Source organism: Amycolatopsis sp., from assembly GCF_025464955.1.
In the GTDB taxonomy this organism is placed as follows: Bacteria; Actinomycetota; Actinomycetes; order Mycobacteriales; family Pseudonocardiaceae; genus Amycolatopsis.
Genome location: NZ_JAODNM010000157.1, coordinates 17010 through 37770, shown reverse-complemented (window position 1 = coordinate 37770; position 20761 = coordinate 17010). Strand labels below are relative to the sequence as shown.

Here is a 20761-nt window from a genome sequence, read left to right as displayed (position 1 = left end):
GTCAGCCCCCGACCGAGCTCAGCACACTGCACGCCCCGCACGCGGCACAGCCGGCCTGCTGGTCGGCACCGGTCATCCCGGACGCCCGCAAGAGCGCGGCGACACGACCGGTGACATCGCGGACCAGCGCGGCGGAGGGTGCGACAGCGCCGTCACGCCGGGCGAGGGTGCCCAGCATCGGCCGCATCGGGACGACAAACGGGTACACCCCGCGGTCGATCAGCCGCCCAGCGCCGGCGACGAGCTCGTCCGCGTCCTCGCCGAGCCCGATGAGCAGGTACGTCGACACGCGGTTGCGCCCGAAGACGCGGACGGCCTCGTCCCATGCGGCTTCGTACTCGGCCATCGGCACGGACGACTTGCCCGGCATCCAGCGGCGGCGGACGTCGTCGTCCAGCGACTCGACGTGGATGCCGACCGACGTCGCGCCGGCCTCACGCAGATCGGTGAGCACCGAAAGCTCACCGGGCGGCTCGATCTGGACCTGGATCGGCAGGCCGGGCACGGCTTCGAGGACAGCCTTGACGCACCTGAGGAGATGCCGCGCACCGCGATCGGGGCCGGCCGTGGTGCCGGTGGTCATCACCATCTGCCGGATGCCGTCGAGCCGGACCGCGGCCTCGGCGACCTCAGCCAGCTGCGCCGGGGTCTTCGCCGCGACGGTGTTGCCCGCCTTCAGCGACTCCTCGATCGTGCAGAACCGGCACCGCTTCTCTTCCACGTAACGGATGCACGTCTGGACGACCGTGGTGGCGAGGACGTCTTTCCCATGCAGGAGCGCGATCTGTTCGTACCGCACGCCTTCGGCCGTGGTCAGGTCGTAGAACTTCGGCCGTGCCACGGGTTCGACCGAAAGGCCGAGGTCGATCGTGCCGTTGAAGATCCGCCCGTCACGCACGGAGTACGGGCTTTCGGGGTTGAGCGGCAGCGCCGCGTTGGCACCGTTGACGACCAGATGACCGTCGTCGCTCGGTCCGGCGCCCTTACGGCGCCGGACCGGAGCGTCCATCCGAACGCCATGAACCGCGAGATCGGACCTTGCTGTCAGTGTTTCGTCTTCGATGCCAACGCGCACAGCTACTCCTGTTCTAGAACATGTATGTGGAGTTGATGACCGCGCCTTTGCGGGCGTAATGGATAAGGGCATCCTGCACGTCCAGCGGATGCGTGGGAATGACCCCTTCGATGAGGTCCTCTTCACGCGCGCCGTGCAGGGAAAGGCCGAACCGGCAGCAGTAGACCTTGCCGCCCTCGGCGATGAACGCCTTCAGCTGGTCGTTGATGTTCAGCTCGCCGGGGAACGCCGCGTTGCCCGTGGTCGGGAACCCGCGGGTGGCCAGGCAGTTCAGGGAACCGGGGCCGTAGAAGTAGATCGCGGCCTCGAAACCCTTGCGCTGCGCGCGGGTCGCCTGCAGGATCGCCACGAAACTCACCGAGGATTCGTGCGCGATGCCGTGCACGAGGGTGAAATAGCTTTCCCCGTTTTCGGCCTGGTAGTCGGGGAAGACCTTCGTGCCACCGTAAAGATTCGAGCCCTGCGGCAACGACGGGTGCGGAATCTCGTCCAGGCTGGTCTTCTCGGTATCGGTCAACTCGGCCATCAGTTGTTCCCTTTCTCTTTATCCGTAGAGCAGTTCGAAGGTGCTCCGGAAAACCAAGGTGGACAGCTCACCGTCGCTCATCGCGGCGGTCAGCCGGGCGCGCTCGCCGTCGTAGTCGCCCCACGGCTCGTCCGAGGCGAACAGGATGCGGTCGTGCCCGATGCCGCGGCGCGACACCTCGTCGACGAGCCAGCGCGGCGCGAAGCCGATCGCCCAGGAAAGGTCGGTGTAGACCTGTTTCCCGGCGGCGATCCAGTCGAAGAACCGGCCGCCGACAAGCTTGATGTGCCCGCTCATCCCGCCGCCGAAATGCACCAGGTGCAACTTGACGTGGTCGGCGTAGGCGTCGACGAGCTTGCCGACCTCGTCGATGTCCGACGCGGCCCCTGGCGAGGTGTGGACGTGGACGACGAGGTCATATCGGCGCGCGGTCGCGAAGATCTTGTCCAGCTGCGGTTTGCACGCCGGGTCGCCGGCCTTGCCACCGAGCAGGAAGCTCAGCTTCAGCGCCTTGACCCCGGACTCGCCCGCCAGCGCCAACGCCGTGTTGGTCAACGCCGCGTCCTCGGGCCGGGGCGACACCCACAGCGCCGCGCGAATCCGATCGTCCTTGGCGGCCGCTTCGACGCACAACTCGTTGAAGGAGAAGGCGATCGCGGGATCCGGGACGCCGTAGTTCGGGATGACCAGCGCCCGCTCGGTGCCTTCGCGGTCCATGTCCGCGAGCAGCTCACCGATCGTGGCGCGGGAACCGAGGGCCGGCGCGACCGGAGGTCCATTGTAGAACGGGTACGCGGGGAGCACACCCAGATGGCGATGCGCGTCGTAGACAGCCATCACGCCACCGTCCTCGGGGCGATCCAGTCTTCGTCGCTCGGATAGGTGCTCGCCGGCGTTCCGGCGATCCAGCGGACATCGCCGCCGCCGAATCGGGACGCGTTGATCTGGGTCGCGAGGTACTCGGCGTCTGCCGCGACCCCGCAGAACCGGCCGGAACCCCAGGTGTATTGCCAAGGCAGGCCAAGGAAGTAGAGGCCGCGGCAACTGGTCACGCCGCGGCTGTGCGTCGGGTAACCGCGGCCGTCGAACACGGGGATCTCGATCCAGCGGTGGTCACGACCGAAGCCGGTGCTCCACACGACCGCGCTGATCCCGGCCAGGTCGAGTTCACCCGGCTCGTCGTCGGGCTCCCAGACCGGTTCGTACCGCGCCTCGTCGGGTGCGCGGATCCCTTCGCGGGCGATGAAGACGTCGATCGAGTCCTTGATGCCCTCGGACACCGCGTCGGCGCCGTCGAGGTTCTTGCGCAGGTCGGTGTCGAAGGCGGCCTTGCCGCCGCGGATGTCGGTGAGCCTGCCGTAGAGGCTCATGCCCTGACGCGCGAAGGCGCGCAGGTCGATGTCGCGTCCGCCGTCGCGGCCGGTGACGTAGTGGTTGGCGCGGAAGCGAACGGCATCGGAGTCGGCGAACTCGTCGATCGCCTTGCCGTAGTAGCCCATCTCATCGAGCCACGCGACGACGTCACGGCCCCGGTAGCCGCGGGCGACCCTCGGTGCGGAGCCGACGGCCAGGTGCACCTTGCGGCCGGCGAGATGGAGGTCTTCGGCGATCTGGCACCCGGACTGCCCGGTGCCGACGACCAGCACCTCGCCCGGCGGAAGTTGTTGCGGGTTGCGGTAATCCGAGGAATGCACCTGCTGAACGGACTCCGGGACCCGCTCGGCAAGCCGGGGCTTCAGCGGGACCTGGTACGGCCCGGTCGCCAGCACGACCTGGTCCGCGGTCAGTTCGCCGCGGGTGGTGCCGATCCGGAACGTGCCGTCCCGGTCCTGCCGCAGCCGGGTCGCGGTGACGCCTTCGACGAGCGGGACGTCGAACGACTTCACGTAGTCCTCGAGGTAGGCGACGATGTCGTCGCGCAGCATGAACCCGTTGGGATCCTCGCCCTGGTAAGGGAACCCGGGCAGGGTGCACTGCCAGTTCGGGGTCACCAGGCAGAACGAGTCCCACCGCCGGGAACGCCATTCGTGGCCGACCCGCTCGCGTTCGAGCACCAGGTGGTCGACGCCGGCCCGCGTAAGGCAGTGGCTCATCGACAGTCCGGCCTGCCCGCCGCCGATCACGACCACCGGCCGGTGCAGGCCGTCGAGGTTCTCGCTCATCGTTCGAATCCCTCCACGATCACTTCGGCACCTTCAGTGCCGTACTTCCCCGCTCTGGTCACGATTTCGTCGAGCTGGGCGGCCGCGGCGGCGCAAGCGAACCCGTAACGCTCCCGCACCCGGTCCGACGCGATACCCAGTGCGCGAGTGCTGCGCTCGAGGAAGTCCGAAACCGAATACGCCTGTCCTGCTTGAAAAAAGTCTTCAACGACGAGCGAAGGCGAGTAGCATCGTTGCCGTGAACCGTCGGGCCACGTCACCCGGAAGTAGATCTCAGGCACTACCGCCTCCGTGGATTTCGCCGGGGCTGTGACGGGTTCCAGTTGACCGGCTGTCGATTTCCGGCGCGTTTCATCCGGAACAGCCCCGTGTTACCAAGACCTCCCCAGGTAAACGCTCCAGCGCGTCCGCCGTAACACGCGTCGGCGCACGTCCAGGGCTCGTGAGTGTTTAGACCGGGTAGAACCGGCCGGAACACTCACGAGCCCTAGCCGTGACCGGGCGCAAAAAACGACTCGGGGGATCTTTCGCACCGGGGTTCGGTACGAAAGATCCCCCGAGTCGTAGGGGACCGCAGAAGGGAGCTATGGACGGGGGCCGACGACCTCGCTCCCGTCGGTCACGACGATCGCGGAGGCCGGGCAGGAATCGGCGGCGTCGAGCACGAGCTCGCCCGGCTCGACGCTGCTCGACACCACGCTCGCCGTCGCGGCGTCGAGGGTGAAGAGCTCGGGTGCCAACGCCGCGCACATGCCCGAGCCGATGCAGGTGTGCTCGTCCACTTCAACTGACCAAGTCATGCCTCACCATCCCACAGGCATCGAACGCGCGCCGCGCACCAACATCTGCGTCTTCCACGCGATGTCCCCGGTGATCTTGAGTTCCGGCAGCCTGGTCACCAGCGCGTGCAGCGCTTCCTGCAGCTCCAGCCGGGCGAGCTGGGCGCCGAGGCAGTGATGGACGCCGTGGCCGAAGCCGAGGTGCTGGTTGCCTTCGCGGTCGAGCTGCAGCGACTCTGGGTCGCTGAACTGCGCCGCGTCACGGTTCGCGGACGCCATCGCGACGAGCACCGGCTCGCCCGCGCGGACCAGCACACTGCCGACCTCGACGTCTTCGGTGGCGTACCGGGCGAAGCCGGCCGCGGCACCGAGCGGGACGAACCGCGTCAGCTCCTCAACGGCGCCCGGGATCAGCGTCAGGTCGCCGGCCAGCTTCGCCCACTGCTCGGGGTTCTCCAGCAGCACGTAGACGAAGTTGGGGATCTGGCTCGCGGTGGTCTCGTGGCCGGCGATCAGGATGCCGACGCACAGGTCGACCAGTTCGAGCTCGGTCAGCCTGTCGCGTTCGTCGCGCGCCTCGATGAGCGCGGTCATCAGGTCGTCGGCCGGGCGCTCGCGGTGTTCGGCGATGAGCCCGCGCATGTAGTCGCGCAGCTCCTCGCGGCTGGCCAGGTACTCCTCGGCCGTCATCGAGCTCGTCGACAACGCCGCGTCGCTCCACACCCGGAACTTGGACCGGTCCGCGACGGGAACACCGAGCAGTGTGCAGATGACCGCGACCGGCAGCGGGAGCGCGAAGTCCTCGACGAGGTCGGCGGGCCGGCCGGCGGCGACCATGGCGTCGATCAGCTCGCCGGTGAGCTCCCGGACCCGCGGCCGGAGCTCCTCGACCCGGCGCATGGTGAACGCCTTCGCGACCAGCGTGCGCAGCCGGGTGTGGTCGGGCGGGTCCATCGACAGGATGCCGGTGTTGTTGTTCGCCGGATTCATCCTCGGCGCGTCGTGGTTGAGGGACTCCGCGCGGGAGAACCGCTTGTCACCGAGCACGAACCTCACATCGGCGTACCGCGTCGCGAGCCACGCCGGTTCGCCGTGGGGCAGGCTGACGCGGATCATCCCCTCGGTTGCGCGGGCGGCCGTGTAAGCCTCGGCCATACCCAGCCCCGCCTCTTCGTTGAAGGGGTACGTGACCGGCTCGACGTAGTGGCTGTGCGTGGTGGTCAAGAGAATCTCCCGTACATCGCGTGTAAGCAGGTGCTTACAACGCTAGCGCTGGTCACTCAACGCGTCAAGGCGCCTACCGAGTGCTCTACGACTACCGTGTGCGCACAAGGAGGCCCTGATGACCACGGAGCAGCACGCACGCAAGAGAGACGCGGCGGCAACCAGAGAAGCGCTGCTCGACGCCGGCTCGGAGCTGTTCGCGGAGCGCGGTTTCGACCGGACCACGGTCCGCGACATCGCGAAGCTCGCCGGCGTCAACCAAGCCCTCCTGTTCCGCTACTTCGGCTCGAAGGAAGCGCTGTTCGAGGAGACGATGGCACGCGGCGGTCGCGAGCAGCTCGCCTCGACGCCGCCGGAAAGGCTGCTCGAGACGGCGTTGCGGAGCATGCTCACGCCGGACGGAACGAGTCGGCACAAATCGATGGAGGCGTTCCTGCGCTCCACCGGCAGCGACAGCGCGGCGATCGCGATCCGCCGTCGCCTCGGTGACGAGTACGCCAAGACCCTCGCCACACTGACCGACGCCGACAACGCCGAACTCCGCGCCGACCTGGCGCTGTCCTGGGTGCTCGGGATCGGCCTGGTCCGCGACATCACCGGCAAGGAACCGCTGGCCAGCGCCGACCCCGACGAGATCTGCGAGCTGGTGCTCACCGGCATCAGGTCACTGCTGGAACGCACCGACTAGCGCGCGTTACCCCTCGCCGCCGATCGCCAGCCAGAGAAAGTCCAGGTAGGGACCGCGCTCAGCCGGGCTCAGCAGGGTGTCCGCACTCGCGCGCTGCGCCTGGATGAGCCCGACGTACGCGGTGTACGCCAGGACAGCGCGCTGCCGGGCTTCCTCCGCGGAGCAGCCCATCCCGCTCAGGCAGTCGACGATGAACTCGACGCGGCGTGCGGTGACCCGCGCCAGCACTGGCGCCACCATCGGATCCTCGGCCTTGGCGAGCAGTGCCAGCTCCGTCCGGTGGACGGGCCGGCTCACGAACACCTGGGCGAACAACCCGCGCAACCGCTCCCGGGGTTCGGGTTCCGCCTCGAGCTCCCGGATCAGTGACTCCGTGTGCTGCTCGGCCCACCGCTCCAACGTCGCTTCGACCAGCGCCGCGCGGTTCTTGAAGTGCCAGTAGAAGCTGCCTTTGGTCGCGCCGAGCCTGGCCGCGATCGGCTCGACCGCGATCGCCGGAAGTCCGCCTTCGGCGAGCGCGGCCAGCGCGGCGTCCGCCCAGTCCTCCTTGCGCAAGGGGCTTTTCGCGACCATTTCAGTACGGTACCGTACGGATACCATACGCTACCGTACGGAGATCATCATGCGACTGCCTTCCGGGACAAACTGGGGTGCCACCGACGAGGAACGCCACCGCCGCTATCCGGCCGACACCGTGCTGGACCTCCCCGCGGACCGACTCGTCCGGCTGGACAGAGCCGTCACCGTGGACGCACCCGCCGCGCTGACCTTCCGGTGGCTGTGCCAGCTCTCGATCGCGCCGTACAGCTACGACCTGCTCGACAACCGGGGGCGCAAAAGCCCGTCGCAGCTGGTCCCGGGGTCCGACCAGCTGGCGGTCGGGCAGGAGATGATGGTCTTCAGGCTGACCGAGGTTCAGCCCGGAAGCAGTTTCACCGGCCGGGGTCTGCCCAAGCCGGAACGGCTGTTCGGGCCGTTGGCCGTGACGTACGCCGTCCACCCGCTCGACGACGTGTCATCCAGGCTGGTCTGCCGGCTCGTCCTAGCCCAGGACGGCTGGTTCGACCGGCTCCGAGGCGCACTACTCGTCTGGGGCGACCTGATCATGATGAGGAAGGAATTCCTTACCCTGAAGCGCTACGCCGAGCGGGACGCACACTAGAGGCCGAGTTCGGCGAGGATGGCGGCGGTGTGTTCGCCGAGGGCCGGGACGGGGTCGAGCCGCGGGGTACGGCCCGGGACTTCGATCGGCGGCAGCAGGGCGCTGACCGGGCCTGCGGGCGTGCCGACACTCCCCCAGCGCTCACGCGCGGCGAGCTGCGGGTGCTCGGCGAACTCCGCCATCGTGCGCATCCGCGCGTTGGCGATACCGGCGGCGTCCAGAAGCGCCTGGACGTCCGACGCCGTCGAGCCGGACAGTGCGGCCTCGATGATCCCGGTCAGCTCGGCGTCACGCGCGACCCGCGACGAGTTGCGGTCGAACCGCGGGTCGGTCGCAAGTTCCGGCGTGTGCAGCACCTTTTCGCACAGCGAGGCCCACTCCCGCTCGTTCTGGACGCCGATGAAGACCGTGGTCCCGTCTCCCGTGGTATACGGGCCGTAGGGCGAGATCGCCGCGTGCTTCGCGCCGTTGCGTGGTGGCTCGCTGCCGCCGTAGTTGGCGTAGAAGTACGGAAACCCGGCCCATTCGCCAAGCGCGTCGAGCATCGACACCTCGAACGCCGAGCCTTCGCCGGTGCGTTCCCGCTCGTACAGCGCGGAAAGCACGCCGCTGTAGGCGTACATTCCGGCGGCGATGTCCGCGACCGGGATCCCCGCCTTGGCCGGCGCCTCGGGCGTCCCGGTGACGGAAACGACCCCGGCTTCGCATTGCACAAGCAGGTCGTACGCCTTCTTGGCGCGATAGGGCCCGCTCGATCCATAGCCCGAAATCGAGCACACGATGAGCCGCGGATGCTCCGCTCGCAGCGTTTCGGCGTCGAGGCCGAGTCGCCCGGCCGCGCCAGGTGCCAGGTTCTGCACGAAGACGTCGGCCTTCGCCAGCAACGCCCCCAGCACGGCGCGGTCCGCGGGTGCTTTGACGTCGAGGGCGATGCTCTCCTTGTTGCGGTTGAGCCACACGAAGTGACTCGACTGGCCGTGCACGGTCTCGTCGTAGGCGCGGGCGAAGTCACCGCTACCCGGCCGTTCCACCTTGATCACGCGGGCGCCGAGGTCGGCGAGCTGACGGGTGGCGAACGGCGCGGCGACGGCCTGTTCCAGCCCGACGACCGTCACCCCGGCAAGTGGCAGCTGAGTCATACCGCCGACCCTAAACGGCGTGCGCCTTCCCGTCCGCGCCAACGGCGACCGTCACGGGCTGGATCCGCGGACCACACCCGTTTCCGGGGTCAACGGACTTCGGCGTGAGCGGCAACTGCTGGTCGACGACGTGGTTTTCGCGCGCGTAGACCAGCGACACGGTCACCGTCCTCGGGTTGGCCGAAAGGTCCGGCACACCGACAACTCCCGAAGTGCCCGAAGTGGTCGGGCAGGGCGTGGTCGTACAGGCGATCGGCACGCTCGCCGTGTGCGGCAGCAGCCTGATCAGCGTCTTCTGGCAGGAATCGGTCCAGCACAGGGTCGCCGTGCTGACCTGGGCCGCGATCGCCGGATCGAGGGTGAAGCTGATCACAGGAGCCACCGCGAGAGCCGGACAAGCCACCGCCGCGGGCTTCGACGCGCATCCCGTCAGGGACACGAGAGCCACCAACGCCGTCACGCCGAGCAAGGACTTGGTCATACCCGTCAAGACGGCACAACCGGTCGGATCGGTTGCATCAGGGCAGTGCCCGGCGGAGAAGTTCGGCCAGATGGACCGCGGTGCGCTCGGACTGCTGCGCGATCTGCGTGCGGCAGCTGAACCCGTCCGAGACGACCACGGTGCCCGCGGCCGCGTCCCGTACGGCGGGCAGGAGCCGGTCCTCCGCGCAAGCGACCGACACGTCGTAGTGGCCCTTTTCGAAGCCGAAGTTGCCGGCGAGCCCGCAGCATCCCGAGTCCAAAGTGGAGTTCCGGATCCCGGCCGCGGCCATCGCGCGTTCATCGGCGCCGAAGCCGAGCACGGCGTGCTGGTGACAGTGCACCTGGGTGATCGTGTCGACGTCGAGTGCCTGGAAGTCCACCGGCGACGCGTCCAGGAGCTCGGCGAACGTGCGTGTCCGCTCCGCGAGCAGCGCGGCCGTCGGGTCGCCGGGCAGCAACGCCGTCAAGTCCCCGCGGAACAACGCCGTGCAACTCGGTTCGAGACCCGCGACCTCGTATCCGGCGTCGAGATAGGGCTTCAGCACCGACATCGTGCGCCGCAAAACGCGCCGCGCGACCCCGAGCTGCCCGGTGGACACCCAAGTCAGCCCGCAACACACGCCCCGATCGGGCAGCACGACGTCGTAGCCGGCTGCGGTGAGGACTTCAGCGGCGGCGTCGAGGACATCCGGGGTGAAGTAGTTGTTGAACGAATCCGGCCAGAGCAGCACCGGCTTTCCGCCGGGCAAACGTTTGCGCCGAAGGTCCGCCCGGGCGCGTGTGAACGGCTTCGTCGCGAACGTCGGCAAGTCACGCTCCGGCGCGATGCCCCCGGCACGCTTCAGCGCGGCCGCGAGCCGAGGACGGCTGGTGACGGCGTTCGCGAGCCGCGGAGCCACGGCGGCGAACCTCAGCCACAGCGGCAGCCAGCCCATCGAGTAGTGCGACGCCGGGCGCAGGCGGCCCTTGTAGTGCTGCTGGTAAAACTCCGCCTTGTAGGTCGCCATGTCCACGTCGACCGGACAGTCCGACAGGCAGCCCTTGCACGACAGGCACAGGTCCAGCGCCTCGCGGACCTCCTCGGACCGCCAGCCGTCGGTGATCACCTCGCCGTTGATCATTTCCGCGAGCAGGTGCGCCCTCCCCCGCGTCGAGTGCTTCTCGTCGCGAGTGACGCGATAGCTGGGGCACATCACCCCGGGACCGCTGGTGTTGCGGCATTTGCCGACGCCGACACAGCGTCGCATCGCCTCGCCGAAACTGCCGTGGTCGTGCGGGTACGCGAGCACGGTGACGTCCTCGATCGCCAGCGGCGCGCGCCGGACACGCAGGTCGGCGTCGATCGCGCGCGGGTCGACCAGGATCCCCGGGTTCATCCGGCCGCCGGGGTCGAAGATCGCCTTGAAGCGCTCGAACAGCGCGATCACCTGAGGGCTGTACATCCGCGGGAGGAGCTCCGACCTTGCCTGACCGTCGCCGTGTTCACCGGACAGCGACCCGCCGTGCGCGGCGACCAGGTCGGCGGCGCGCTCGAGGAAGGTCCGGAACTCCGCGATCCCGGACGTCGACAGCAGGTCGAAGTCGAGGCGCATGTGCAGGCAGCCCTCGCCGTAGTGGCCGTAGACCACGCTCTGGCGGCCATATTCGGCCATCAGCGCCTTGAACCCGCGCAGGTACGACCCCAGCCGTTCCGGCGGAACCGCCGCGTCCTCCCAGCCGGGCCAGGCCTCCGACCCGTCGGCGAGCCTGGTCGCCAGGCCGGCGCCCTCCTCCCGGATGCGCCACAGCGTGCGCTGCGCGGCCGGATCGGTGAGGACAACGCTGCCGGTGAGCGAACCGCCCAGCTCGCTCGCAAGCTTGACGGCTCGCTCCTCAGCCTGCCCGGGTTCATCCCCGGCGAGCTCGACGAACAGCCACGCGCCACCAGGCGGCAGGTCGGACGCGCGGCCGGGCTCCAACAACGCGACAAGGTCCGCGTCGACCCCTTCGACCGTGAGCGGCGACCACGGGAGGATGGCCGGTACAGCGTCCGCGGCCGCGATGTCCGACGGGAAACCGAGTACCGCCAACGCTTTGTGCTTCGGCAGCGGGACAAGGCCGACGGTGGCTTCGAGCACGGTGACGCAGGTTCCCTCGCTGCCGACCAACGCCTTGGCGAGGTCGAACCCGTTCTCCGGCAGCAGGTGTTCGAGGCCGTAGCCGGACACGCGGCGCGGCCACGTCGACAGCTCCGTCCGCAGCACCCCGAGGTTGGCCGCCACGAGCGACCGCAGCTCGGAGAACACGCGGCCTTCGGTGCCCGGCAGCGCGGCACGACGGTCCACCTCGGCGGGTGACATCGGGCCGACGCTGAGCCTGGTGCCGTCGTAGAGCAGCACGTCCAGGCCGCGGACGTTGTCGGCGGTGCGTCCCCAGGCCACCGAATGCGATCCGCACGCGTTGTTGCCGACCATGCCGCCGATCGTGCAGCGGCTGTGCGTCGACGGGTCGGGGCCGAACCGCAGCCCATACGGCGCGGCGACGGCCTGCAGGTCGTCGAGGACGGTTCCCGGCGCGACGCGAGCAACGCGGGCTTCGGGGTCGAGCTCGATGACGCCGCTGAAGTAGCGCGAGGTGTCGAGCACGACGCCAGGGCCACACGCGTTCCCGGCGACGCTCGTGCCACCACCGCGCGCGATCACCGGCAGACCGGCTTCGCGGCAGGCGGCGACGGCGTCGACCACGTCTTCGGCCGACTTCGGCAGGACCACACCTAGCGGCGTGTGCCGGTAGTTCGACGCGTCGGTCGTATAGAGGGCGAGCGTCGCGGTGTCGGTCCTGATGGCGGTGCTGGTGTCCACCAGGCCATTCAAGACCGGGTGGCCGCGGTGCGCCCAGCAGGGTGTGTCGCACTGGTTGTGGCCCGAAAGTTCATTCGCCGGAGCGCCTTAGGGCACGAACGATGGGAATTCAAGCGTTTCCCCAGTGTCTTGCGTCATATTGTCGGTGGGACGGAGTTCACTAAAGGAGAGATCAGAAAGGAGGACCCGTAATGATCGAACTCAACCGCCGTGAGAGGGCCACTCTGACCGCTGTGGCCCTGGGCCACGCCGAAATCACGTGCAGCTGCGAACCGGACCTGTTCGTCGATGGACTCGCCTGCTGCGATCAGCAGACTGCCCACCGCCTCGCCAGGCTGGGCCTGGTCGTCCCGGCCAGACCGGGACAGCGCGGCGAACAGGTGCCTGCCCTGCTCACCGCGGCCGGAGTGGCCGCACTGAGCATCGCCGTTCCTCAGGTTTCAGCGGCCTGACCTGCGGCGTTACCCCGACGCCGCAACCCAGTGCTCGCCGGTGTCTTCGGTGACGGCCTCGCCGCCCGTGAGGTCCGCCAGCCAGGAGCGGAAGCCCTCCAGGTCTCCCGCGGGCACACCGATCTCGAACCGGGCCAGGTCGTCGTAACGCGTGTCCCGCAGCAGGTATCTACCGTTGCGCAGGTCGCTTTCGAGGCGTCCCGCGCGCTCATAGCCGACAGCGACCTCGACGAGTCGAAGCCGGCGGAACTCGGCGACGCGCACAGTGTCGAGCGCCTCGCTGACAGCCTGGCCGTAGGCCCTGATCAGGCCACCGGCCCCCAGCAGGATCCCGCCGAAGTAGCGGGTCACCACGGCGACGGTGTTGGTGAGCTCCCGGCGTCGCAGCACTTCCAGCATGGGTGTCCCCGCCGTCCCGGCCGGCTCCCCATCGTCACTCGAACGTTGCGTCCGGCCGTCCGGTCCGAGGACGAAGGCGTGGCAATGGTGTCTCGCCGACGGGTCCGCCCTACGCCGCGCCGCGATCACTTCCCGCGCCGCCTCCGGCGTCTCGACCGGCTCGACCGCGCAGATGAACCGCGAGCGCCGGATCTCGATCTCGTGCACGGCGGCGGCCCCCACACTCAGATACGCCTCCGCCACCCTGCCACCCTAACCACCCTCCCCCGAGGGCACTTTTGTCCAAGAGTGCCCACCTTGCACCCCCGCAACTCGCCGTCGAGTTGCGGTACTTGACCTCCGCAACGATCGCAACTCGCCGTCGAGTTGCTGAAGAACGGTCCACTCGACCACCCACGGAGACGGGACGCGACAGGGAACGTAGGAGCGGGTGTCGTCGCGGGACGGATGCGGTGACAGCGGGCCGAGGATCAGGGTGAAGGCGTCCCATTCGCGTCCGATTCCCCCGATTCAGGAGTCCTCATGGTCACCGTCGAAAAGCCCCGGCAACTCGGGCCGCCGCTCGGGTTGCTCGCCGGAGTGTTCGCCGCGTTCACCGTCGCCTACGTCGCCGTCGCCGCCGGCACACCCCGTCCCGGCACGTCCACAGTGGCGTTGGTCGCGTCGTTCCAGTCCCACGCCGGCGCGATGCAAGTGGCCGGTTTCCTTCAGTTCGCGGCCGCCATCCCGCTGGCGATCCTCGCCGCGACGGCCTACCGGCGGCTGCGACAGCTCGGGATCACCGCGCCTGGATCGGCGATCGCGTTCACCGGTGGCCTGCTCTCGTCGATGATGCTCGCGTTGTGCGGAATCGTGACCTGGACGGCCTCCCAGACCGCGCCCGATCTCGACGGACCAGTCGCGAAGCTGCTCAACGAGCTCTCGTTCGCGCTCGGCGGTGTCGGCTACGGAGTCACCTTTGCGCTGCTCATCGCGGGCATCGCGGTGCCCGCGCTCATCCTCGGGCTGCTGCCGAAGGCCGTGGCGTGGGCCGGGCTGGTCATCGCGGGACTCGCGATGCTGGGCACGTTCGCGCTGGTCAGCACCGGATTCGACGCCGCTCTGCCGATCGGGCGGTTCGGCGGGCTCATCTGGATCGTCACAGCTGCTCTGTTGCTGCCGCGTAAACGCGCGGGAGGAGCAGCCCGGAACCTCAGCTGAGGCCTGTTTTCGCAGCTCAGGCCCGTATTGACCGCGGATCACCGTGCGAGGGCCTGAGTTGTGCGGAATACTGGGTGTAGTCAACGGGCACGTGGCATTTCCCACCCGCGAGCAACGACGTATATCGATAACAACGAATTCACACTACTGTCATAAGACCCGGCGAACCCGGGAGCAGCAAAACGCGCGCCGACGACCCCCACCACCTGGGTCGAAGGGACCGCGCAAGCACGACCACGCCTTCGACACAATGACGTGCGCGATGACGGACACCCTCACGCGAGGCCACCCACTGTTGTGTGGCCCCGCCACGATGCGCGCCCGCTGTGCGAAACACCACAGCTGTCCGCCCAGCTTCGGTCTACGCCGGGGTCTTCGCGGGCAATCGGGCCTTCCCCGCATCGGTCTTCTCGACTGACTATCGCGGACTCGAGCTCTTCCGTTAACCCAGGTCCCCCTGGATCCCACTTTCGGATGAAGCGACCCGCGCCGACGCCTTGGGAGGCGGCCAGCCGTGACCCGCCACGCATCAGCAAAGACCCGCAAGGGTCTGTACGACAAGCAGAACGACCACGACGCCTGCGGAGTTGCCTTCGTCGCCGACCTAGCGGGTCGTCGCGACCATGGCATCGTCAGCAAGGCGCTGGTCGCGCTGCGGAATCTCGAGCACCGGGGTGCCCGTGGCGCCGAACCCGACACCGGCGACGGCGCCGGCATCCTGATCCAGGTCCCCGACGAGTTTTACCGGGAAGTTGTGGACTTCGCGTTGCCCGAGGCCGGTCACTACGCCGTCGGCACGGCTTTCCTGCCCGTGGACGAAAAGAAGCGCGGCCGCGCCATGACCACCATCGAGCGGATCGCCGCCGAGGAGGACATGCAGGTCCTCGGCTGGCGCGAACTGCCGGTGCACGCCGAGCACGTCGGCCCCACCGCGGCCACCACGATGCCGCATTTCACCCAACTTTTCCTTTCCGGACGCCGAAACAACCGCGACGGACTGGCGTTGGAGCGCGCCGCGTTCTGCGTGCGCAAGCGGGCCGAGCACGAGCTCGTCGCCGAGGACGTCTACTTCCCCAGTCTGTCGTCGCGCACCATCGTCTACAAGGGAATGCTCACCGAGCCGCAGGTCGAGAAGTTCTTCGACGACCTGACCGACGAACGGGTCACCAGCGCCATCGGCCTGGTCCACTCCCGCTTCTCCACCAACACCTTCCCGTCGTGGCCGCTCGCCCACCCGTACCGCTACGTCGCCCACAACGGCGAGATCAACACGCTGCGCGGCAACCGGAACTGGATGGACGCGCGCGAGTCGATGCTCGAGACCGACCTGGTCGACGGCGACCTCAAGCGCATCCACCCGATCATCACCCGCGGCGCGAGCGACTCCGCCTCCTTCGACGAAGTACTCGAACTGCTGCACCTCGGCGGCCGGTCACTGCCGCACGCCGTGTTGATGATGATCCCCGAGGCGTGGGAAAACCATCAGGAGATGGACGCGGAGCGCCGCGCGTTCTACGAGTTCCACTCCACGCTCATGGAGCCCTGGGACGGCCCCGCGCTGGTTTCGTTCACCGACGGCACGCAGATCGGCGCCGTGCTCGACCGCAACGGCCTGCGCCCCGCCCGGTACTGGGTCACCGAGGACGGCCTCGTCGTGCTCGCCAGCGAGGTCGGCGTGCTGGAGATCGACCAGTCGACGATCATCCGCAAGGGCCGGCTGGAGCCGGGGAAGATGTTCCTCGTCGACACCGCCGAAGGCCGGATCATCGACGACGAGGAGATCAAGGGCGGCCTGGCCGCCGAGCACCCGTACGGCGACTGGGTGTCCGCCGGGCTCGTCGCGCTCGCGGACCTACCCGAGCGCGACCGCGAGGTCCCGCTGCACGCCGCGCTCGTCCGCCGCCAGCAAGCGTTCGGGTACACCGAAGAGGAGCTCGACGTCCTGCTCGAGCCGATGGCGCGCACCGGCGCGGAGCCGATCGGCTCGATGGGCAACGACTCGCCGCTCGCGTCGATCTCCAGTGGACCGCGTCAGCTGTTCGACTACTTCATCCAACTGTTCGCCCAGGTGACGAACCCGCCGCTGGACGCCATCCGCGAGGAGCTGGTCACCGCGCTCGGCACCCAGCTCGGGTCCGAACCGAACCTGCTCGACGGCAACTCGGCGTCCTGCCGGCGGATCACCCTGCCGTACCCCGTCATCGACAACGACCAGCTCGCGAAGTTGGTCCATGTCAACGACGACGGCGACCTTCCGGAGTTCCAGGCCGTCACCGTGCTCGGCCGCTACAACGTCCACGGCGGCGGCGAGGCGTTGATCAAGCGGCTCGACGAAATCCGCACCGAGGTGTCCGAGGCCATCGAAGACGGCGCACGGCTGATCGTGCTCTCCGACCGCGGCGTCGACGAGAACCACGCGGCGATCCCGTCGCTGCTACTCACCGGCGCGGTCCACCACCACCTGGTCCGCGAGAAGACGCGGACCCAGGTCGGGCTCATCGTCGAGTCCGGCGACGCGCGCGAGGTGCACCACGTCGCGCTGCTGATCGGTTACGGCGTGGCCGCGGTGAACCCGTACATGGCGATGGCGACCGTCGAGGAGATGGCCCGCCAGGGCCACATCCCGGGTGTCACGGCGAAGGAAGCCACCACGAACCTGATCAAGGCGCTCGGCAAGGGCGTCCGCAAGACGATGTCCAAGATGGGCGTCTCGACCGTCGCGTCCTACACCGGCGCGCAGATCTTCGAGGCGATCGGGCTCGGCGAAGACGTCATCGAGAACTGCTTCACCGGCACCACTTCCCGGCTCGGCGGGATCGGTTTCGACACGATCGCGCAGGAAGTCGCGCAGCGGCACCGGAAGGCGTTCCCCGCCGACGGCGTCCGCGCGAGCCACCGCGAGCTCGAGACCGGCGCGGACTACCAGTGGCGCCGCGAGGGCGAGCCGCACCTGTTCAACCCGCAGACCGTGTTCAAACTGCAGCACTCCACGCGGTCCGGGAAGTACGACGTCTTCAAGGAGTACACGAAGGCCGTCAACGACCAGTCCGAGAAGCTCTACACGTTGCGCGGGCTGTTCGACTTCAAGTACGGCGAGCGCACGCCGGTCCCGATCGAGGAGGTCGAACCGGTCTCCGAGATCGTCAAGCGGTTCGCCACCGGCGCGATCTCCTACGGCTCGATCTCGATGGAGATGCACCAGACCCTGGCCATCGCGATGAACAGCATCGGCGGCAAGTCCAACACCGGTGAGGGCGGCGAGGACGCCGAGCGGCTGTACGACCCGGAACGGCGGTCCGCCGTCAAGCAGGTCGCGAGCGGCCGGTTCGGGGTGACGAGCGAGTACCTCGTCAACGCCGACGACATCCAGATCAAGATGGCGCAGGGCGCGAAGCCCGGCGAAGGCGGCCAGCTGCCCGGTCCGAAGGTGTATCCGTGGATCGCGAAGACGCGGTACTCGACGCCGGGCGTCGGGCTTATTTCGCCGCCGCCGCACCACGACATCTACTCGATCGAAGACCTCGCGCAGCTCATCCACGACCTGAAGAACGCCAACCCGGCGGCTCGCATCCACGTGAAGCTGGTTTCCGAGGTCGGTGTCGGTACGGTCGCGGCCGGGGTGTCCAAGGCCCACGCGGACGTCGTGCTGATCTCCGGGCACGACGGCGGCACCGGCGCTTCGCCGCTGTCGTCGATCAAGCACGCGGGCGGGCCGTGGGAGCTCGGGCTCGCCGAGACACAGCAGACGCTGCTGGAGAACCGCCTGCGCGACCGGATTGTCGTCCAGACCGACGGCCAGCTCAAGACCGGCCGGGACGTGATGGTCGCGGCGCTGCTCGGCGCCGAGGAGTTCGGTTTCGCGACCGCGCCGCTGGTCGTGTCGGGCTGCGTGATGATGCGCGTGTGTCACCTGGACACCTGTCCGGTCGGCGTCGCGACGCAGAATCCAAAGTTGCGGGAGAAGTTCAGCGGCAAGGCCGAATACGTCGTCAACTTCATGCAGTTCATCGCGCAGGAAGTCCGGGAGTACTTGGCGGAGCTGGGTTTCCGGTCCATCGCCGAAGCCGTCGGGCATGCCGAGGTGCTCGACAAGCGCAAGGCCGTCGACCACTGGAAGGGCTCCGGGCTCGACCTGTCGCCGATCTTCCACGTGCCCGAGCTGGCCCCGCGCGCGTTGCGGCACCAACATGTCGCGCAGGACCACGGGTTGGAGAAGGCGCTCGACAACACGCTGATCCAGCTCGCCGAGGGCGCGCTGTCCTCGGGTGACAAGGTGCGGCTGGAACTGCCGGTGCGCAACGTGAACCGGACCGTCGGCACGATGCTGGGGTCCGAGCTCACCAAGCGCTGGGGCGGCGAAGGCCTGCCGGACGACACGATCGACGTGACGTTCACCGGGACCGCGGGTCAGTCGTTCGGGGCATTCATCCCGAAGGGCATCACGCTGCGGCTCATCGGTGACGGCAACGACTACGTCGGCAAGGGTCTGTCGGGCGGCCGAATCATCGTGCGCCCGCCGGAAGGTGTGCAGTTCGTCGCCGAGGAGCACATCATCGCCGGCAACGTGATCGGGTATGGCGCGACGAGCGGCGAGCTCTTCATCCGCGGCAAGGTCGGCGAGCGGTTCTGCGTGCGGAACTCGGGTGCCATCGCGGTGGTCGAGGGCGTCGGGGACCACGGCTGCGAGTACATGACCGGCGGGCGCGTGGTGGTGCTGGGCGACATCGGGCGCAACTTCGCGGCCGGGATGTCGGGCGGGGTCGCGTACGTGCTCGACCTGCCGGGGCACCGGGTCAACCCGGAGATGGTGGACGTCGACCCGCTCGACGACGAGGACACCGAGTTCCTCCGCGACGCGATCGAACGCCATTACGACGAGACGGAGTCCGCCGTCGCGCGGGCGCTGCTGGCCGACTGGGACACCGCGATGACGCGGATCGGCAAGGTCATGCCGAAGGACTACAAGCGAGTCCTCGCCGCACAGGCCAAGGCCGAGCGCGAGGGACGTGACGTGAACGAGGCAATCATGGAGGCCGCACATGGCTGACCCCAAGGGTTTCATGACCACTACGCGGGAGACACCGACGAGCCGTCCGGTCGACCTGCGGCTGATGGACTGGCGCGAGGTGTACGAGGACTTCGCGTCGACCAAGCTCGAAAAGCAGGCCGGTCGATGTATGGACTGCGGGATCCCGTTCTGTCACCAGGGCTGTCCGCTCGGGAACCTGATTCCTGAGTGGAACACGCTGGTGTGGAACGAAGACTGGCGCGCGGCGAGCGAACGGCTGCACGCCACGAACAACTTCCCGGAGTTCACCGGCACGCTGTGCCCTGCGCCGTGTGAGACCGCGTGTGTGCTCGGCATCAACGACGACGCGGTGACGATCAAGCGGGTCGAGATCTCGATCATCGACCGGGCGTGGGCCGAAGGCTGGGTCACTCCGCAGATCCCGCAGAAGCTCACCGGCAAGACGGTGGCCGTGGTCGGCTCCGGGCCGTCCGGGCTCGCCGCGGCGCAGCAGCTCACGCGTGCCGGGCACGACGTCGTCGTATTCGAGCGGGCGGATGCCATCGGCGGGCTGCTGCGATACGGCATTCCGGCGTTCAAAATGGAGAAGCACCGGCTGGACCGCCGGCTCGAGCAGATGCGGGCCGAGGGTACGAAGTTCCGCCGCAGCATCAACGTCGGCGTCGACATCACGGCGACGCAGCTGCGCTCGGAGTACGACGCGGTGATCCTCGCGGGCGGCGCGACGGCGTGGCGCGACCTGCCGATCCCCGGTCGCGAACTGGGCGGGATCCACCAGGCGATGGAGTTCCTGCCACCGGCCAACCGCGTCGCCTCCGGCGAGCTCAACGAGTCGCCGATCACTGCGGCGGGCAAGGACGTCGTCGTCATCGGCGGCGGCGACACCGGCGCCGACTGCGTCGGCACGTCACACCGCCAAGGCGCAAGGTCGGTCACCCAGCTGGAGATCATGCCGAAGCCACCGGAATCGCGCTCCGACGCGAACCCGTGGCCGACGTACCCGATGATCTACCGCGTGTCCTCCGCACACGAAGAAGGCGGCGAACGCCTGTACTCGGTCAACACGCAGGAGTTCGCGGCCGACGCCGACGGCAACGTGAAGGCGTTGAAGCTGGTCGAGGTCCGCAACGAAGGCGGCAAATTCGTCCCCGTGGAAGGCACGGAAACCGACCTTCCCGCGCAGCTCGTACTCCTGGCCATGGGCTTCGTCGGCCCCCAGAAGGAAGGCCTGCTCGACACCCTCGGCGTCGAACTCGACCCGAGAGGCAACGTCGCCCGCGACAAGACCTTCAAAACCAACCTCGGCAACGTCTTCGTCGCCGGAGACATGGGCCGGGGCCAGTCACTGATCGTCTGGGCCATCGCCGAAGGCCGCTCCGCCGCCGCCGGCGCCGACGCCTACCTCACCGGCCGGGACATCCTCCCCCGGCCCATCGCCCCCACCGACCGACCGCTGGTCTAGGGGTACGGCGACGTTTCGTGAAGGCCCCCTTCACCGCATCGCACGCGGTGAAGGGGGCCTTCACGAATTGGGGGCGGGGTCGTACGCGTGTTCGGGGAGTGGTGGTCATTGCCACCCATCCTTCGCAGCAAACTCCGGCAA

The 20761-nt window shown here is 68.4% G+C and carries 18 protein-coding genes; 6 read left to right on the top strand and 12 right to left on the bottom strand.

Translation table 11 applies throughout. The annotated features are described in order from the left end of the window. Position 1: 1 nt before the first annotated feature. The 7 genes from JWQ81_RS39980 to JWQ81_RS39950 form a co-directional block, all read right to left on the bottom strand. Positions 2 to 1075 (bottom strand): MSMEG_0568 family radical SAM protein, encoded by a 1074-nt coding sequence (locus tag JWQ81_RS39980; RefSeq protein WP_297550166.1) that lies wholly within the window; start codon positions 1073 to 1075, stop codon positions 2 to 4. A 13-nt stretch (positions 1076 to 1088) separates the two neighbouring features. Next, on the bottom strand, positions 1089 to 1601 hold the full coding sequence (locus JWQ81_RS39975) for an MSMEG_0572/Sll0783 family nitrogen starvation response protein (RefSeq protein ID WP_297550164.1): 513 nt from the start codon (positions 1599 to 1601) through the stop codon (positions 1089 to 1091). Positions 1602 to 1619: 18 nt separating this feature from the next. Further along, positions 1620 to 2438 carry an amidohydrolase family protein gene (locus JWQ81_RS39970; RefSeq protein WP_297550162.1) on the bottom strand — a complete coding sequence of 273 codons (819 nt, stop codon included), beginning with the start codon at positions 2436 to 2438 and terminating at the stop codon, positions 1620 to 1622. After that, on the bottom strand, positions 2438 to 3763 hold the full coding sequence (locus JWQ81_RS39965; RefSeq protein WP_297550160.1) for an MSMEG_0569 family flavin-dependent oxidoreductase: 1326 nt from the start codon (positions 3761 to 3763) through the stop codon (positions 2438 to 2440). The genes JWQ81_RS39970 and JWQ81_RS39965 overlap by 1 nt, the downstream gene beginning before the upstream one ends. Then, positions 3760 to 4044: an MSMEG_0570 family nitrogen starvation response protein gene (locus JWQ81_RS39960; protein WP_297550158.1), complete on the bottom strand. Its 285-nt coding sequence runs from the start codon at positions 4042 to 4044 to the stop codon at positions 3760 to 3762. Before JWQ81_RS39960 ends, JWQ81_RS39965 begins: the two co-directional genes overlap by 4 nt. Before the next feature lie 303 nt (positions 4045 to 4347). Further along, positions 4348 to 4563 (bottom strand): ferredoxin, encoded by a 216-nt coding sequence (locus tag JWQ81_RS39955; protein ID WP_297550156.1) that lies wholly within the window; start codon positions 4561 to 4563, stop codon positions 4348 to 4350. Between the two features lie 3 nt (positions 4564 to 4566). Next, the gene (locus tag JWQ81_RS39950; protein WP_297550154.1) at positions 4567 to 5766 is read right to left on the bottom strand and encodes a cytochrome P450; all 1200 of its coding nucleotides are present in this window, start codon (positions 5764 to 5766) and stop codon (positions 4567 to 4569) included. 118 nt (positions 5767 to 5884) lie between these two features. Here JWQ81_RS39950 and JWQ81_RS39945 point away from each other — a divergent pair, with 118 nt between their 5' ends. After that, positions 5885 to 6454 (top strand): TetR family transcriptional regulator, encoded by a 570-nt coding sequence (locus JWQ81_RS39945; protein ID WP_297550152.1) that lies wholly within the window; start codon positions 5885 to 5887, stop codon positions 6452 to 6454. Positions 6455 to 6460: 6 nt separating this feature from the next. Here the strand turns inward: JWQ81_RS39945 and JWQ81_RS39940 are convergent, their stop codons facing one another. Continuing rightward, a complete protein-coding gene (locus tag JWQ81_RS39940) occupies positions 6461 to 7027 on the bottom strand; it encodes a TetR/AcrR family transcriptional regulator (protein ID WP_297550150.1) in 567 nt (188 codons plus the stop codon). A 49-nt stretch (positions 7028 to 7076) separates the two neighbouring features. Here JWQ81_RS39940 and JWQ81_RS39935 point away from each other — a divergent pair, with 49 nt between their 5' ends. After that, positions 7077 to 7616 (top strand): hypothetical protein, encoded by a 540-nt coding sequence (locus tag JWQ81_RS39935; RefSeq protein ID WP_297550148.1) that lies wholly within the window; start codon positions 7077 to 7079, stop codon positions 7614 to 7616. On the opposite strand, the gene JWQ81_RS39930 is transcribed toward JWQ81_RS39935, so the two are convergent. From JWQ81_RS39930 to JWQ81_RS39920, 3 genes are read right to left on the bottom strand one after another with little or no spacing between them, the layout of a single operon-like run. Beyond that, the gene (locus JWQ81_RS39930; protein WP_297550147.1) at positions 7613 to 8755 is read right to left on the bottom strand and encodes a CaiB/BaiF CoA-transferase family protein; all 1143 of its coding nucleotides are present in this window, start codon (positions 8753 to 8755) and stop codon (positions 7613 to 7615) included. The two genes, JWQ81_RS39935 and JWQ81_RS39930, sit on opposite strands and share 4 nt — an antisense overlap. Positions 8756 to 8765: 10 nt before the next feature. After that, positions 8766 to 9236, bottom strand: a complete 471-nt coding sequence (locus JWQ81_RS39925; protein WP_297550145.1) for a hypothetical protein — start codon at positions 9234 to 9236, stop codon at positions 8766 to 8768. 37 nt (positions 9237 to 9273) lie between these two features. Next, on the bottom strand, positions 9274 to 12078 hold the full coding sequence (locus JWQ81_RS39920) for an FAD-binding and (Fe-S)-binding domain-containing protein (RefSeq protein ID WP_297550143.1): 2805 nt from the start codon (positions 12076 to 12078) through the stop codon (positions 9274 to 9276). A 191-nt stretch (positions 12079 to 12269) separates the two neighbouring features. On the opposite strand from JWQ81_RS39920, the gene JWQ81_RS39915 reads away from it, so the two are divergent. After that, positions 12270 to 12530, top strand: a complete 261-nt coding sequence (locus tag JWQ81_RS39915; protein ID WP_297550141.1) for a hypothetical protein — start codon at positions 12270 to 12272, stop codon at positions 12528 to 12530. A 9-nt stretch (positions 12531 to 12539) separates the two neighbouring features. On the opposite strand, the gene JWQ81_RS39910 is transcribed toward JWQ81_RS39915, so the two are convergent. After that, entirely contained in the window at positions 12540 to 13172 is a 633-nt protein-coding gene (locus JWQ81_RS39910) for a YigZ family protein (RefSeq protein WP_297550139.1), read from the bottom strand. 279 nt (positions 13173 to 13451) lie between these two features. On the opposite strand from JWQ81_RS39910, the gene JWQ81_RS39905 reads away from it, so the two are divergent. The 3 genes from JWQ81_RS39905 to JWQ81_RS39895 all read left to right on the top strand — a co-directional run bounded on the left by JWQ81_RS39905 (position 13452) and on the right by JWQ81_RS39895 (position 20620). After that, positions 13452 to 14129, top strand: a complete 678-nt coding sequence (locus JWQ81_RS39905; protein ID WP_297550136.1) for a DUF4386 domain-containing protein — start codon at positions 13452 to 13454, stop codon at positions 14127 to 14129. 514 nt (positions 14130 to 14643) lie between these two features. Next, positions 14644 to 19176 carry a glutamate synthase large subunit gene (gene gltB / locus JWQ81_RS39900; protein WP_297550135.1) on the top strand — a complete coding sequence of 1511 codons (4533 nt, stop codon included), beginning with the start codon at positions 14644 to 14646 and terminating at the stop codon, positions 19174 to 19176. Continuing rightward, positions 19169 to 20620: a glutamate synthase subunit beta gene (locus JWQ81_RS39895; RefSeq protein ID WP_297550133.1), complete on the top strand. Its 1452-nt coding sequence runs from the start codon at positions 19169 to 19171 to the stop codon at positions 20618 to 20620. The genes gltB and JWQ81_RS39895 overlap by 8 nt, the downstream gene beginning before the upstream one ends. Positions 20621 to 20761: the final 141 nt, after the last annotated feature.